This is a genomic window from Microbacterium sp. BG28 (assembly GCF_034044005.1).
Classification (GTDB): Bacteria; Actinomycetota; Actinomycetes; order Actinomycetales; family Microbacteriaceae; genus Microbacterium.
Window position 1 is genome coordinate 680,715 of record NZ_JAXCHA010000001.1, and the last position, 14,834, is coordinate 695,548.

11 protein-coding genes are annotated in these 14,834 nt (G+C 71.1%); 6 read left to right on the forward strand and 5 right to left on the reverse strand.

What is annotated here, in order from left to right; all coding sequences use genetic code 11:
* Positions 1-65 precede the first annotated feature (65 nt).
* Positions 66-2,429: an acyltransferase family protein gene (locus SK224_RS03490; RefSeq protein ID WP_320433398.1), complete on the forward strand. Its 2,364-nt coding sequence runs from the start codon at positions 66-68 to the stop codon at positions 2,427-2,429.
* 138 nt (positions 2,430-2,567) lie between these two features.
* A complete protein-coding gene (locus SK224_RS03495) occupies positions 2,568-3,143 on the forward strand; it encodes a DoxX family protein (RefSeq protein ID WP_320433399.1) in 576 nt (191 codons plus the stop codon).
* Positions 3,144-3,436: 293 nt separating this feature from the next.
* Here the strand turns inward: SK224_RS03495 and SK224_RS03500 are convergent, their stop codons facing one another.
* Both SK224_RS03500 and SK224_RS03505 read right to left on the reverse strand, forming a co-directional pair.
* The gene (locus SK224_RS03500) at positions 3,437-4,060 is read right to left on the reverse strand and encodes a response regulator transcription factor (protein ID WP_320433400.1); all 624 of its coding nucleotides are present in this window, start codon (positions 4,058-4,060) and stop codon (positions 3,437-3,439) included.
* Positions 4,057-5,700, reverse strand: a complete 1,644-nt coding sequence (locus SK224_RS03505) for a GAF domain-containing sensor histidine kinase (protein ID WP_320433401.1) — start codon at positions 5,698-5,700, stop codon at positions 4,057-4,059. Before SK224_RS03505 ends, SK224_RS03500 begins: the two co-directional genes overlap by 4 nt.
* 224 nt (positions 5,701-5,924) lie before the next feature.
* Between SK224_RS03505 and SK224_RS03510 the strand changes: the two genes are divergently transcribed.
* The gene (locus tag SK224_RS03510) at positions 5,925-7,685 is read left to right on the forward strand and encodes an aldehyde dehydrogenase family protein (protein ID WP_320433402.1); all 1,761 of its coding nucleotides are present in this window, start codon (positions 5,925-5,927) and stop codon (positions 7,683-7,685) included.
* Between the two features lie 3 nt (positions 7,686-7,688).
* Here the strand turns inward: SK224_RS03510 and pip are convergent, their stop codons facing one another.
* Positions 7,689-8,660: a prolyl aminopeptidase gene (pip, locus tag SK224_RS03515; RefSeq protein ID WP_320433403.1), complete on the reverse strand. Its 972-nt coding sequence runs from the start codon at positions 8,658-8,660 to the stop codon at positions 7,689-7,691.
* A gap of 95 nt (positions 8,661-8,755) precedes the next feature.
* On the opposite strand from pip, the gene SK224_RS03520 reads away from it, so the two are divergent.
* Genes SK224_RS03520 through SK224_RS03530 form a run of 3 tightly spaced genes read left to right on the forward strand, consistent with a single transcriptional unit; the run spans position 8,756 to position 11,995 of the window.
* Positions 8,756-9,769, forward strand: a complete 1,014-nt coding sequence (locus SK224_RS03520; protein ID WP_320433404.1) for a malate dehydrogenase — start codon at positions 8,756-8,758, stop codon at positions 9,767-9,769.
* Position 9,770: 1 nt separating this feature from the next.
* Positions 9,771-11,495 carry a sodium:proton antiporter gene (locus SK224_RS03525; RefSeq protein WP_320433405.1) on the forward strand — a complete coding sequence of 575 codons (1,725 nt, stop codon included), beginning with the start codon at positions 9,771-9,773 and terminating at the stop codon, positions 11,493-11,495.
* A 32-nt stretch (positions 11,496-11,527) separates the two neighbouring features.
* Positions 11,528-11,995, forward strand: coding sequence for a recombinase family protein (locus SK224_RS03530; protein WP_320433406.1), 468 nt, complete (start codon positions 11,528-11,530; stop codon positions 11,993-11,995).
* A gap of 7 nt (positions 11,996-12,002) precedes the next feature.
* Here the strand turns inward: SK224_RS03530 and SK224_RS03535 are convergent, their stop codons facing one another.
* Together SK224_RS03535 and SK224_RS03540 are read right to left on the reverse strand one after the other, a co-directional pair.
* Entirely contained in the window at positions 12,003-12,572 is a 570-nt protein-coding gene (locus SK224_RS03535) for a DNA-3-methyladenine glycosylase I (RefSeq protein WP_320433407.1), read from the reverse strand.
* Between the two features lie 32 nt (positions 12,573-12,604).
* Positions 12,605-14,713 carry an acyl-CoA dehydrogenase gene (locus tag SK224_RS03540; RefSeq protein WP_320433408.1) on the reverse strand — a complete coding sequence of 703 codons (2,109 nt, stop codon included), beginning with the start codon at positions 14,711-14,713 and terminating at the stop codon, positions 12,605-12,607.
* Positions 14,714-14,834: the final 121 nt, after the last annotated feature.

The following is a 14,834-nucleotide window of genomic DNA, read 5'->3' on the forward strand; positions in this document are numbered from 1 at the left end:
GCCGACGCCGCAGAGCGTGGGACCGCTCCCCGTACACTGATTCCGGCTTTCGCCGGAATCAGCACGTGAACCGCACTCCTCCCCCCGCACCCCGCAGAGACATCCAGGGCCTGCGCGCCCTCGCTGTGCTCGCCGTCGTCGGCGCCCATGCCGTCGGGTGGCCCCGCGGCGGGTTCGTCGGCGTCGACGTGTTCTTCGTCATCTCGGGCTTCCTGATCACCGGCCTGCTGCTGCGCGAGGTCGAGGCGACGGGTCGGGTGAGCCTCGCCCGCTTCTACGGGCGGCGTGCGCGACGCCTGGTGCCGGCGGCCGTCGTCGTGCTCACCCTCACCGTCGGCGCCGGCTTCGTCGTGTTCAACGCCGTCGTCGCAGAGCGCACGCTTCACGATGCGGTCTGGTCCGCGCTGTTCGCAGCGAACTGGCACTTCGCCGCGGAGGGCACCGACTACTTCCACGCGACGGATGCGGCATCCGCCCTGCAGCATTTCTGGTCGCTCTCGGTGGAGGAGCAGTTCTACCTGGTCTGGCCCGGCGTCGTGGTGCTGAGCCTCCTGCTGCTGCCCGCGGCGGCGCGACGCGGGCGGCGCGGCCGTCTGACGGTGGCGGGGATCGCGGCGGCGGTCGTGCTCGCTTCGGCGCTGTGGGCCGCATCCCAGACGGCGTCGGAGGCGACCGTGGCCTACTTCTCCACGCTCACCCGGGCGTGGGAGCTGGGGGCGGGCGCGGTGCTCGCCGCAGCGGCGCCCTTGCTCGCACGCATCCCGCGGCCGGTCGGCGGGACCATGGCGTGGGTCGGCCTCGCGGGGATCGTCACCGCCTTCGCGGTGATCGATCCGGCCGTAGGCGGCTTCCCCGCGCCCTGGGCCGCTCTCCCCGTCGCGGCGACGGCGCTCGTGCTGGCCGGAGGGGTCGGCGGCGATCCGCGCCACCGTCATCTGTTCCCCCTGACGAATCCCCTCAGCGTCTTCGTCGGCGACATGTCTTACTCGCTGTACCTGTGGCACTTCCCGGTCATCGTGCTCGCCTCGGTGGTCCTCGCCGGGCGCGATCAAGCGCTCTGGCTCACCCTGGGGGCGATCGCCGTCCTGTCGCTGGCGACGTATCTCATCGTCGAGCAGCCGTTGCGGTACGCGCCGCTGGTGTCGCGGTGGGCGGATGCGATCGAGACCGCCTCGTCGACGCCGATGGCATCCCCGTCCACCGCGGTAGTGCCGGCCGCCCCGGCGCAGCCGCGTGTCGTGGCAACGCGCCCCGCGGGCTGGACGCCGGGCACCCGGTACTACCCGGGTTCGCCCCGGCCGCGACCCCTGACCGCCGACCGCGTCATCGAGCCGGTGCTCGCCGATCCCGATCCGGAACCAGTGGTGGTACCGATCGTCGCTCCGCAGGAGCCTTCCGCCGAGCAGGAGAACGCGGGCGGGTCCGCGTGGAAGGCCTGGCGTGCCCGCTTCGGAACGCAGATGGCCCTCGCCTCCTCCGGGCTCGGCATCGCGGTCCTCACCGCCGTGCTGGTGGCGCAGAGCATCTTCGGCGCGCCGGTGATCGGGCCGCTCTCCCCGCCCGCCGAAGCCCAAGCAGGTGGCGGCGACGACCCGATCGTCGCCATCCAGAGCGAGCTGGCGGCCGCCGCATCCGCCACGCAGTGGCCGTCTCTCTCACCGTCGCTGGACACCGTGATCGCCCGCGGCTCGGCGGACAATCCGGCACGGGACTGCTTCGCTCCCGACGTGACCCCGGATGCCGGCCGATGCAGTTGGGGGGCGGAGCAGGCCGCGACCCGCATCTACCTCGTCGGCGACTCGACCGCCATGGCCTACGCCCCCGCCTTCAAGAAGATGGCGGAGGACAGTGGCGGCACCATCCGCGTCACGACCGTCGGACTGTACGGCTGCCGGTTCACCGAGGTGGCGGTGCAGAACGACGGCGCCGGCGTCATGGCGGCCTGCGAGCAGCGCAAAGCCGACGTGCGCGCCATGGTGCTGGCCGACGCCCCGAGCATGGTCGTGATGAGCGACGCCTACACGCTGGGCCACACACCGGACGGGCAGGACCTCAGCGCTGAAACCCTCATCGCCTCGCAGCGGGCGGAGGCGGCGGGCTACGGCGCGCCGGGGCGGATCGTGCATCTCGCGCCTCCCCCGGAGGGCGCCGACCTCGCTCGCTGCTACTCGCCACTCACCTCGCCCTACGACTGCGCGAGCGCGGTGTCGCCGACCTGGCAGCAGATGGAGGCGCTGGCCGAGCGGGCGGCTGCCGCATCCGGTGATCACGCGATCAGCTCGCTGCCGTTCAGCTGCTGGGAGGGCGTGTGCCCCGCGTTCGCCGGGACGCTGCCGGTCAAGTACGACCAGACGCACCTCAGCGTGCCGTTCGCCGAGCACATCGCGCCGATCCTGCGGGCAGAACTGGCGGGTGCCGGGCTCCTCTGAGCGGCGGCCGTGATGGTGGGACCTAGGTCCCTATCCACCCTTGTCCGGGCGGAGGAGGGTGGAACCACCAAACACACACAGCCCCCAGGTTCCGGCCCCACACCGCCGCTCCGAGGGATCGAAAGGAGCACACCTCTCATGGCCACCATCACCGCAAACGTCCGGACGCAGGTCGCTGCCAAGCCGATCACGGCAGAGGCGAGCGTCGTCACCAGCCTCGCGGCTCGACGCACCGTCGCCATCGCACGTTTCGCGACCGGCTTCATCTTCCTGTGGGCCTTCCTCGACAAGACCTTCGGCCTGGGCTTCTCCACTCCGGTCGAGCGTGCCTGGATCAACGGCGGCGCACCGGCCCAGGGCTTCCTCAACAGCGAGGCCGTGAGCGGCCCGTTCAAGGGGCTCTTCCAGGCGATCGCGACGCCGCTGACCGACGTCCTGTTCATGGCCGGCATGCTCGGCGTGGGACTGGCCGTCATGCTCGGTATCGGGATGCGGGTCGCCGCCGTCGCCGGCAGCGCGATCATGCTCTTCATGTGGATGGCGGAGTTCCCGATGATCTGGGGTACCGGTTCCACCAACCCTGTCGTCGACTACCACATCATCTACGCCCTCATGCTCATCGTTTTCGTCGCACTTGCGGCCGGCGAAACGTGGGGCCTCGGCGCCCAGTGGCGCAAGCTGCCCATCGTGCAGAAGAACCACTGGCTCATCTAGCCGACCTGCTGGCCGCGTGACGGTGCGGCGCTTCCTCGCCCGGGGAGCGCCGCATCGTCATGTCCGCGTGTTCGCCGCACTCGCCCGCCCCGCCCCGGAACTCCGTCCACCTCGGGGCGGGGCGCATTTTGTGCGTTGGGGCGCACGTTCCGCACCCCGACGCGCGAATCGCGCCCCGGGGCCCTGATGCGTCGTGTTCGAGGGACCCTGGTCTCCGCCTGTTCGAGGAAACCGAAACGTCGCGCCCACGGCACGGGCGGGGCGCGGACGCGGAGAGCGCTAAGGAGGGCGGGTCAGGAGCGGCGCTGCTCGGCGCGATAGACCGCGGCCTGGGTGCGGCGCTCCATGCCGAGCTTGCGCAGCAGCCCCGACACGTAGTTCTTGACCGTCTTCTCGACCAGGTTGAGCTTCTCGCCGATCTGGCGATTGGTCAGCCCGTCGGCGATCAGGTCCAGGATCTGCCGCTCACGCAGCGTGAGGTCGACCTCGGGGGCGGCCTTGGCATCCGCGCGCGAGCGGACGAGCTCCGCGGCGCGGGTGCCGGTGAGGGTCTTGCCCGCGGCGACCTGGCGGATGCTGTCGAGCAGGCCGTTCGCGCGGATGTCCTTGAGCACGTAACCCGCCGCACCCGCGAGCACCGCCGCCTCGCTCGCGCGGTCGTCGTCGAACGCGGTGAGGATGAGGCACGCGATCTCCGGGTGCGCGGAGCGCACGTCACGGCAGACATCGATGCCGTCGCCGTCGGGTAGGCGCATGTCGAGCACCGCGACGTCCGGGCGCACCGCATCCACCCGCGGTAGCGTCTGCGCCGCCGTCGACGCCTCGCCGACGACCTCCATGTCGGGGGCGGCGTCGATGAGGTCGACGACCCCGCGGCGCACGAGTTCGTGGTCATCGAGTACGAAGACGCGGATCATGTGTCGGCCTCCTGCCGTGAGGTGTCGTCATCGGATGCGGCCGCCGGAGCTGCGAGCGGCACGCTCCAGGCGGCGAGGGTGCCACCGCCGGGGCGAGGCGTGAGTGTGAAGGTGCCGCCGCGGGCCTCGGCGCGCGCCTGCAGGTTGCTGAGGCCGCTGCGCCGCTCGCGGGCCGGGTCCAGCCCGCGCCCGTCGTCGCCGACCTCGATGACGATGCGGCCGTCACGCACCTCCACCCGCACTTCGGCGTGCGAGGCGCGGGCGTGCCGGACGACGTTCGAGAGCGCCTCGCGCACGACGGCCGCGGCCTCCGGGGCGAGGTCGGCGGGGACATCGTGGTCGACCGGACCTCGGAACACGAGCCGCGGCGGATCCGCCAGGAGAGCGCGATACTCTCCGACGACATCGACGATGCGGTCGCGCAGCGTGACGCCGCCCACATCGTCGTGCTGCAGTGCGAAGATCGCCGTGCGGATCTCGGCGATCGCCTCGTCGAGGGCATCGATCTGGACCGAGAGACGCTCGCCCACGCGCGGGTCGTCGACACCGGCGGAGACGACCTGTAGCTGCATCCCCGCGGCGAACAGGCGCTGGATCACGTTGTCGTGCAGGTCGCGGGCGATGCGGCCGCGGTCTTCGAGGAGCGCGAGCCGGTGACGGTCGGCACGCGCCCGGCTGAGCTCCCCGGCGAGGTCCGCGACGGAGGCCAACGCGGTCGTGCGCCGGATGTCGTCGTCGCTGAACGGCCGTTCGCGCAGGTGCCGGGCCAGCAGCACCCCCACATCCGCACCGTCCTGGCCGCCGAGACTCACCACGAATGCGTCGCCGAATCGCACGGTCTCGCCCTCGAACGTGGGCAGTGCCACCTCGGGGAGGACGGTGGCACCCGTCGACAACAGGGCGCGGGCGACCCGGTCATGGCCGGGCAGTTCGACGCTCTCCAGCTGGCGCGCCATCGCGTCGCCTCGCACGATCTGCAGCCGCACGGTGCCGCGCTCGGTGGAGGTGATGATCGCCACGAGCGCCGCACCGGTCAGCGTCGGCAGATGCTCGGCGAGCAGCCGGTAGGGTCGCTCGTCGTCGACCTCGAGGAAGACGGCGCGCACCTCTGCTGTCGCCGCGGCCCAGCGCTCCCGCATCCGCGCCGACTCGTACAGGCGCGCCTTCTCGATCGCGATGCCCGCCGTCACGGCCAGCGAACGCAGGAGTTCGGTGTCTTCCTCGGTGAAGTGGCCGTCCGGATGCTCGGCCAGGTAGAGGTTGCCGAACATCTCCTCGCGCACACGGATCGGGACCCCGACGAAGCTGTCCATGTGGGGGTGGTGCGCGGGGAATCCGGTGAATCGCGGGTCGGCGGCGACGTGATCGACCCGAACGCTCTCGGACACGATCGCGCCCAGCAGGCCCCGCCCGCGCGGCGGATGCCCCATCCGCGCCGCCGTCCTCTCGTCGATGCCGACGTGCACGAAGTCCACGATCGCGCCATCCGCCCCCAGCACACCGATCGCGCCGTATCGCGCACCGACGAGGTCGACGGCCGACTCGACGATCTCGCGCAGCACGGAGTGCAGATGGATGTGACCGACGATCGCTTGATTGAGCGAGAGCAGACTGCGCAGTCGCGCCTCGATGTCGGCCACGGTCCCCTCCCCTGATGTCGCGCCCAAGTCTAGGTCCGCCCCTGCCCGCGCCCTCCGACCTCCGCCGTGACTACCGCCCCGCCCACCCGGCTCGCCTGTCACAGATCGAGCCGGCCGGCGCGATCTGTGACAGGCGAACAAAGCGCGCGAGCTCGACGGCCGGCGCATTGTGCTCCAGGCCCGGTTCACAGCAGCCGGAACGCCGGGCGCGGCACACTAACCTGGTGGCCCACCCGAAGGAGAGCGCCGTGCCCGCGTCCGAGTCGTCTGCAACGCCTGCACCCGTGTCCGCGCCCGAGCTCGATCCGCGGCTCCGCGCCGCGATCGACGACGACCTCGTCGCGCTCCGCCAGGGCGCCGCCCTCTGGTCGCGCTCGAGCATCGTCGAACGCATCCGCGCACTCTCGGCCACGAGGGATGCGGTCGGCACCGCCGCCGCGGATTGGGCCGGCATCGCCGCGCGCGCGAAGGGGCTCGCGCCCGACCACCCGCTCCGCGGCGAGGAGTGGCTCTCGGGCCCCTACGCCGTGCTCGGCGCACTCGACGGCTACCTCGCGACGCTGCGCCGCATCGCCGCCGGCGGCAGCCCGCTCGACGGGGTGCGCCTCGACCGTGCCCCGGGCGACCGCGTCCGCGCGCACGCCTTCCCCCGCGAACCCATCGACAACCTGCTGCTGTCGGGATTCACGGGTGAGATCTGGCTGCGCCCCGGCACCGACGCGTCCTCGGCGATCCGCCGCGCGGGGCTCGCGCAGGTGTCCCCCGGCACCGCGGGTGTGGGACTCGTCCTCGGCGCGGGCAACATCTCCGCGATCCCGGTCCTGGACGTGCTGTACGAGCTGCTCGCCTTCGACCGCGTGAGCCTGCTCAAGGTCAACCCCACCCAGGACGCCCTCGTGCCCGTCTTCGAGCGCGCGCTCGCGCCGCTGATCGGTCGGGGCCTCGTGCGGATCGTGCGCGGCGGCGGCGATGTGGGCGCCTATCTCACCGCCCACGAGGGCATCGAGCACGTGCACATCACGGGCTCCGCCGCGACCTTCGACGCGATCGTGTGGGGCGACCGCGATCGCACGACCGACGAACCGCAGCTGAAAGCCCCCATCACGGCGGAGCTCGGCGGGGTGTCTCCGATCATCGTGGTGCCCGGCGAGTGGACCGACGCCGACCTCCGTTTCCAGGCGGCCCACATCGCGACGATGCGCCTGCACAACAGCGGCCACAACTGCATCGCAGGGCAGGTCGTGCTGATGAGCGCGGACTGGCCGCAGCGGGAGCAGTTCCTGCGGGCCCTGCACGAGGCGTACCGCGACGCCCCGGCGCGGCCGGTCTGGTACCCCCGCGCCGACGAGCGGCTGCACGCGCTCGCGGCGACGTATCCGAGCGCCGAATGGTCGGCAGGGCACAGCCGCGCGATCGTGCAGGTGGCGCAGGGCGAGGATGCCGCGGAGCTGGAGACGACCGAGTACTTCGCACCCGTGCTGGGCGTCGTGGAGCTGCCCGGTTCGGGTCAGGAGTTCCTCGACGCCGCCGTCGCGCACGCGAACGCGTCACTCGCGGGCACGCTGGGTGCCAACGTCATCGTCGACCCCGACGCGGAGGATGCGATGGGGGCGGGCTTCGAGCGGGCGATCGCCGAGCTGCGCTACGGCGGGATCGCGATCAACGCGTGGACCGGTGTCCTGTTCGCGACACCCGTGCTCAGCTGGGGCGCCTTTCCCGGCTCCGACGTGCGAGAGGTCGGATCGGGCATCGGCATCGTGCACAACACGTCGCTGCTGGCCGACGTCGAGCGATCGGTGCTGCGAGGCCCCTTCCGCCCGTTCCCGCGCTCGCTGGGCCCGGGACGTTTCTCGGTGCTGCCCACGCCGCCGTGGTTCGTCTCCGCACGCACGGCGGCGGCGGTGAGCGAGGGGCTGACCCGCTACCGGGTCGACCGCAATCCGCTCGGACTCGCCCTCACTCTCCTCAGAGCGATGGGCGCCTGAGCCTCACGCGAACCGGTCGGTGGCCGCCCGCAGCGCAGCCGCGATACCGGGCTCGGATGCGGAGTGCGAGGCGTCGTCCACGACGACCAGCTCCGATTCGGGCCAGGCACGGTGCAGGTCCCACGCGGTCATGATCGGGGTGCAGACGTCGTAACGGCCCTGCACGATGACGGCGGGGATGTGGCGGATGCGCTCCACGTCCTCGATCAACTGGCCCTCGCGCAGCCAGCCGTGGTTCACGAAATAGTGGTTCTCGATGCGCGCGAACGCGGTGGCCGCATCCGGATCCGTCATCGATGCCACCAGGTCCGGGTCGGGACGCAGTGTGAGCGTCGACGCCTCCCACCGCGTCCACGCGAGCGCGGCCGGACGGTGGACGGCCGGGTCCTCGTCGAACAGGCGTCGGTGGTAGGCCTCGATCATGCGGCTGCGCTCGAGCACCGGGATCTCGGCGACGTAGCCCTCCCACAGGTCGGGGAAGATCGCCGAGGCACCACCCTCGTAGAACCACTCGAGCTCGTGCCGACGGAGGGTGAAGATGCCGCGCAGCACGAGCTCGGTGACCGCCTCGGGGTGCGCCTGGGCGTAGGAGAGCGCGAGCGTCGACCCCCAGGAGCCGCCGAACACCTGCCAGCGCTCGATCCCGAGGTTGCGGCGCAGGAGCTCGAGGTCGGCGACCAGGTGCCAGGTCGTGTTGAACCGCAGGTCGGCTGCAGGGTCGCTCGCGTGCGGGGTCGACCTGCCGCATCCGCGCTGATCCAGCAGGACGATCCGGTAGCGCTCAGGGTCGAAGAAACGTCGATGCCAGGGCGAGGTCCCGCCGCCGGGGCCGCCGTGCAGGAAGACGACCGGCTTGCCCTCCGGGTTGCCGGACTGCTCCCAGTAGATCCGCTGCCCGTCGCCGACCAGCAGCTCTCCGCTCTCGTAGGGCTCGATCGGCGGGTACAGGATGTCGTCGAGCTCGGAGACCGTCATATCCTCACGGTACCTTGCCACCCCATCGTGTCCACGGATGCGCTATGGGGCTCACCGGGATGTGCCCGTCGCGGGGCTGCTCGTATGCTCATCGCATGAGCACAGCTGCGCCCACCACGATCACCATCACCGGCGCCGGGGGGCAGATCGGCTACGCGCTGCTGTTCCGCATCGCGGCAGGCGACATGCTGGGCCCCGACCGGCCGGTGCGACTGCGCCTCTTGGAGATCCGCCAGGGGCTGCGAGCCGCGGAAGGTGCCGCCCTCGAGCTGCAGGACGGCGCGTTCGAGCTGCTGCGCGACGTCGAGGTCACGGAGGATCCGGCCGTGGCCTTCGACGGTTGCAACATCGCCCTACTCGTCGGCGCGCGTCCGCGCGGCCCCGGCATGGAGCGCGCCGACCTGCTCGCCGCGAACGCGGGGATCTTCGGCCCCCAGGGCGCAGCGATCGCGGCGCACGCCGCATCCGATGTCCGCGCCGTCGTGGTCGGCAACCCCGCCAACACGAACGCGCTGATCGCGTCGGCCGCAACCCCCGACGTGCCCGCCGAGCGCTTCGCGGCGCTCACGCGCCTCGACCACAACCGCGCCGTCGGACAGCTCGCCGAGGCGGTCGGCGTCGGCGTGTCGGCCGTGAGCGACGTGACCATCTGGGGCAATCATTCCGCCACGCAGGTTCCCGACGTGACCCACGCGACGATCGACGGCGCACCCGCCCTCGACGTACTCGCCGCGCGCTTCGGCGACGAGGATGCGGCGATCCGCTGGCTCGACGACGAGTTCACTCCCCGGGTGGCGAAGCGCGGAGCGGAGATCATCGAGGTGCGCGGATCCTCCTCCGTCGCATCCGCGGCGAACGCGACGATCGCCCACATCCGCGACGACATCGCAGGCACGCAGCACGGCTGGACCTCCGCCGCGGTCGTCTCGCACGGCGAGTACGGCGTGCCGGAGGGGCTCTTCAGCTCCTTCCCGGTGCGCTCGGACGGCAGCGGTTACCGCATCGTGGAGGGTCTGGAGGTTCCTGCCCGCATCCGCCGCCGTCTGGATGCCTCGGTCACCGAGCTCGCCGACGAGCGCGAGGCCGTGCGGGCGCTGGGGGTGATCTGAGGTGGAGCATCTGGCCGTCATCGTCGGCGGCATCATCGTCGTCGCCATCGTGACGGCCCTGGGCCGGCGGCTCAACATCGCCGGCCCCCTCGTTCTCGTCGCCATCGGCCTCGTGCTGGCCGCCCTGCCGTTCGTGCCCGACATCCCCGAGGTCGATCCCGAGTGGATCCTCGTCGGCGTGCTCCCGCCACTGCTGTACTCGTCGGCCGTTCAGCTTCCCGCGATCGAGTTCCGCCGCGACTTCACCCCGATCGCGGGGTTGTCTGTCGTGCTCGTGGTGGGAAGCGCTGTGCTGCTCGGGTTCTTCTTCACCTGGGTGATCCCGGGCCTCGACCTCGCCCTCGGCATCGCCCTGGGCGCGATCCTCTCGCCGACGGATGCGGTCGCCACCTCGATCGTGAAACGGATGGGCATCTCCACACGCGTCACGACGATGCTCGAGGGCGAGAGCCTGCTCAACGATGCGACCGCCCTGGTGCTGCTGCGCACCTCGACCGCCGCGATCGCCGCGAGCTTCTCGTTCGGCGAGACCATCCTTTCGTTCCTCTGGGCGGTGCTGATCGCTCTCGTGATCGGCGGACTCGTCGGTTGGGTCAACCTGCGCGTGCGCACGTGGGTCGGTCACTCGGCGGCGAACACCGCCATCAGCTTCGCGATCCCCTTCATCGCCTATCTGCCCACTGAGGAGCTCAACGGCTCGGGGCTCGTCGCCGCCGTGGTCGCGGGCATCGTCACAGGGCAAGGCGCGGCGAGACGCTTCGCGCCCGAGCAACGATTGTCAGAGGAGGCCAACTGGCGCACGATCGAGCTCGTCCTCGAGGGCGGCGTCTTCCTCGTGATGGGACTGGAGCTCACGGACGTCGTCAACAAGAACCTGACCGAGCATGACGGTCTGTGGCACGGAACCTGGCTCGCCCTGTCGGCTCTGGGCATCATCGTCGCCGTTCGCGGCGTGTACGTCGCCTTCCTCATCTGGCAGCAGGGGCGCAGAGCGCGGCGATTCGCCGGCTTCGACATCGAGCGCGTCGACAACAGACTTCAAGGGATGGCCGACGGCACGGTACCGATCGAGCGGTCGAACCCGGAACGCGCCATGCGCCGCATCCCGTCGATCCGGAAGCGAGTCGCGCGCCTCGGGGCCGACCTGGACTACTACCGCTCCTCCCCCCTCGGGTGGAAGCACGGCACCATCATCGTCTGGGCCGGGATGCGGGGTGTCGTGACCCTCGCCGCGGCGCAGACCCTCCCGCGCGGCACCGACCACCGTCCGCTGCTCATCTTCGTCGCCTTCATGGTCGCGATCATCAGCCTGCTCCTGCAGGGCTTCACCCTGCCCGCACTGGTGCGCCTGCTCCGGATCCCGTCGGAGTCCGCGGGACCGACGCGGGACGAGCAGCGGCGCCTGGACGATGTGCTGCGCGAGGCCGCATCCGAGCGACTGCAGGACGACGGTCTGCGCCGGCGCGACGGGACGGCGTTCAGCGAACGCATCCTGACCAGAGTGGGCGCGCGCCTCGTGGACCCACCCGACGACGAGATGACGGCGGCCGCGCGCGAGGTGCTGGAGTTGCGCCTCGAGATGATCGACGCCATGCGCGAGCGCCTGCTCGAAGCGGGATCGTCGGGGTCGTTCAGCACCGCGGCACTGCGCCACGCTCTCGCAGAGCTCGACGCCGACCAGATCAGCCTCGAGCTGCGTCTGTCGGACGAGACGGGCGCCGAATGACACCGTCGTCCGATCCGGGGGACAATGAACGCATGATCACCGAGGGGACGGGCGCCGACGCCGGTGGGGGAGCCGATGCCGCGACCGCGCCACTGCACCTGCCCCACACGGCGGCCGACTGCCCCAAGTGCTTCACGGAGCTGCAGTCCGACCGCAACTGGTGGCGTGCCCGGCCGACCGGCGCCCGCCTCGTGGGCCTCGTCGTCAATCGCGACGACATGCCCTCCGTCGTCGAGCAGCGCGCCGAGCTGACGCGTTTCGGGGTGCCCATCGACGGCTTCCGACACCCGGCCCCCGACATCCTCGAGTCGTGGGAAGAGCGTCTGGGCCGCCTGTTCGGGCGCCTCACCCGCGGCGACGTCCTCGTGGTGGCGAGCGTGCATGCGCTGGGCCGCAACATCGACGAGGAGACCCGCACGGTCGCCGAGCTTCGCCGACGCGGCGTGATGGTGAAGGTGCTGGGCCACTCCGGCCGGCACCTGTTCGACACCGGCCGCTGACGCCGGCTCAGGCCGCGCGCCAGCAGCCGGCGACGTGGTCGTCGACGAGGCCTGCGGACTGCATCAGGGCGTACATCGTCGTGGGGCCGACGAAACGGAACCCCCACCGGCGCAGCTCCTTACTGAGCGCGATCGACTCGGCCGTCGTGGCCGGAACCTCCGCGAAGGATGCCGGCGGCACGTGCCCCTCGGGAGAGAACGACCAGATCAGGGCGTCGAGCTCGCCCGGCGCCATGGTCTGGACGAGACGCGCGTTGCCGATGACGGCCTCGATCTTGGCCCGATTGCGCACGATGCCCGTGTCGCCCATCAACCGCTCGATGTCCGCCTCGTCGAAAGCGGCGACCGCATCCGGTTCGAAGTGCGCGAACACCTCGCGAAAGCGCGGGCGCTTGCGCAGGATCGTGATCCAGCTGAGGCCGGCCTGGAACCCCTCGAGGCTCATCTTCTCGAACAGCGCTCGGTCGCCCCGGAGCGGGCTGCCCCATTCCTCGTCGTGATAGCGCAGGTACTCGGGATCGGCGCCGGCCCACGCGCAGCGCGCACGGCCGTCTTCTCCCACGAGGATGTCGGTCATCCGCCCACGCTATCGGCGGTCGCCGACACCGCTCACCGCTTCTTCTGCAGTGACTTCTCCGAGATCGGCGCCTCACCGGATGCGGCGAGCTCCGCGTAGTACGCGTGCGCCTCATCCTGGCGCTGCTGCTCGGAGCCCGACGCGATCTTCGCACGGATGTGCTCCGGCTCGAAGCCCCACGCATCCACGAGGTCCTGGGCGTGCGGGCGGAGCCGGGCCGACAGGCGACCGATGTAGCGCGACACGGAACCGGCGCGCTGAGCCGAGAGGCGTCCGTTGATGAGGTACCACGACAGGTGCTTCTCGATGAGGCTCATCCCGAAGAGGTCGCGCAGCCAGGTGAGCACCCGCAGCGTCCCGTCGTCACCGATGCGGTGCACGGCGTCGGTGAAGGCTTCCCACTGCAGCAGCTCGCCGTGCGCACGGGCGGCCTCGATCAGGTCGTACTGGCACTCGTTGAACAGCGCGGCGGCCTCCGCGGCGGGCAGCTTCGTCGCCGGACGCAGGCGCGCGGCGACGTCGGCGACCATCTGCTGCACGCGCCCCGCCAGCAGCTCGTACTGCTGGTCCTCGCGCAGGCCGAGCTCGACCGAGCGGGCGGTCGAGCCGAAGTCGGTGAGCGACTGTCCGAGCTGACGCAGGCCCGCGCCGTGGAACACCTTGCCCGCCGTGCTCCCGACGGCGAAGCGGGCGAGCGCGGCCGCATCCTTGCCCTTGAACTGCGAGGCGTAGTCCGACAGCAGACGCTTGCCGACGAGCTGGAGCAGCACGTTGTTGTCGCCCTCGAAGGTCACGTACACGTCGAGGTCGCTGCGCAGCCCGACGAGCCGGTTCTCGGCGAGGAAGCCCGCGCCGCCGCTCGCTTCGCGGCACTCCTGCAGGATGTCGAGCGCGTTCCACGTCGACAGGGGCTTCAGGGCCGCCGCCAGCGTCTCGAGGTCCTCGCGCTCCTCGGAGGTGTCGGTGCGCCCGGAGAACACCCCGTCGAACTTCTTGAGGAACTCGTCGTGCGCGAACGCCTGCGCGTAGACGGTGGCCAGGCGCGGCAGGAGACGGCGCTGGTGCTTGCCGTAGTCGAGCAGGGTCACCTCGGGCGTCCCCGACCCGGAATCGAACTGACGCCGCTGGTTGGCGTAGGTGACGGCGATCTTCAGCCCGAGGGCGGCAGCCGTGGTGGCGGCGCCGTCGAGCGAGACGCGACCCTGCACGAGGGCGCCGAGCATCGTGAAGAAGCGGCGGCCGGGGCTCGCGATCTCGCTCGAGTACGTGCCGTCGGCGGCGACGTCGCCGTAACGGTTGAGGAGGTTCTCGCGGGGGACGCGGACCTGGTCGAAGTGCAGGCGGCCGTTGTCGATGCCGTTGAGACCGCCCTTCACACCGTCGTCCTCGCCGCCGACGCCCGGCAGGAAGTCCCCGGCCTCGTCGCGGATCGGCACGAAGAAGCAGTGGACGCCGTAGTTGACGCCGCCCGTGATCAGCTGCGCGAAGACGGTCGCCGCACGCCCGTGCACCGCGGCGTTGCCGAGGTAGTCCTTCCACGCGCCGCGGAACGGCGTGTGGATGACGAACTCCTCCGTGTCGGCGTCGTACGTCGCGGTCGTGCCGATCGCGGCCACATCCGATCCGTGTCCGGTCTCGGTCATCGCGAAGGCACCCGGCAGCTTCAGCGTGACGACGTCGGCGAGCCACTTGTCGTGGTGCTTCTTCGTGCCCAGTTGCTGGATGGCGGCACCGAAGAGCCCCCACTGCACGCCGGCCTTGATCTGCAGGCTGGGATCGGCGAGCACGAGCTCCTCGAACCCGGCGATGTTCGCACCGTTGTCGCCCAGGCCGCCGTACTCGACCGGGTACGCGCGCGCCGAGACGCCCTGTTCGACGATGAGACCCAGCTGAGCGAAGACACGGTCACGGTGCTCGGCGACCGTCTGCCCGTCGATCCGCCAGAAGGCCGGATCCTTGATCATCTCGCGCGCCTCGCGCCGCGTCTTGCCCCACGTACCGAGCAGCATCTCGGTCACAGCGGGCAGGTCGATGCGCGGCTCGGCGGCCTCTGCCGCGGAGTGCGCTGCGGTGGGCGCACCCCCGGCGGGAGTGCGACGGTTGGTCGCAGGCTTGGCGGGACGGACGACGGCGTCGGTCATGGCATCACCCTTCGGTGGGACAGAGGAAGACGATCTCGACGGTAGGAGCACGACAACCGGAGCCCAACTCGGTTGCAGATCCTCTACAACCGGATGCGGCCACGTCGCCGCATCCGGTTGT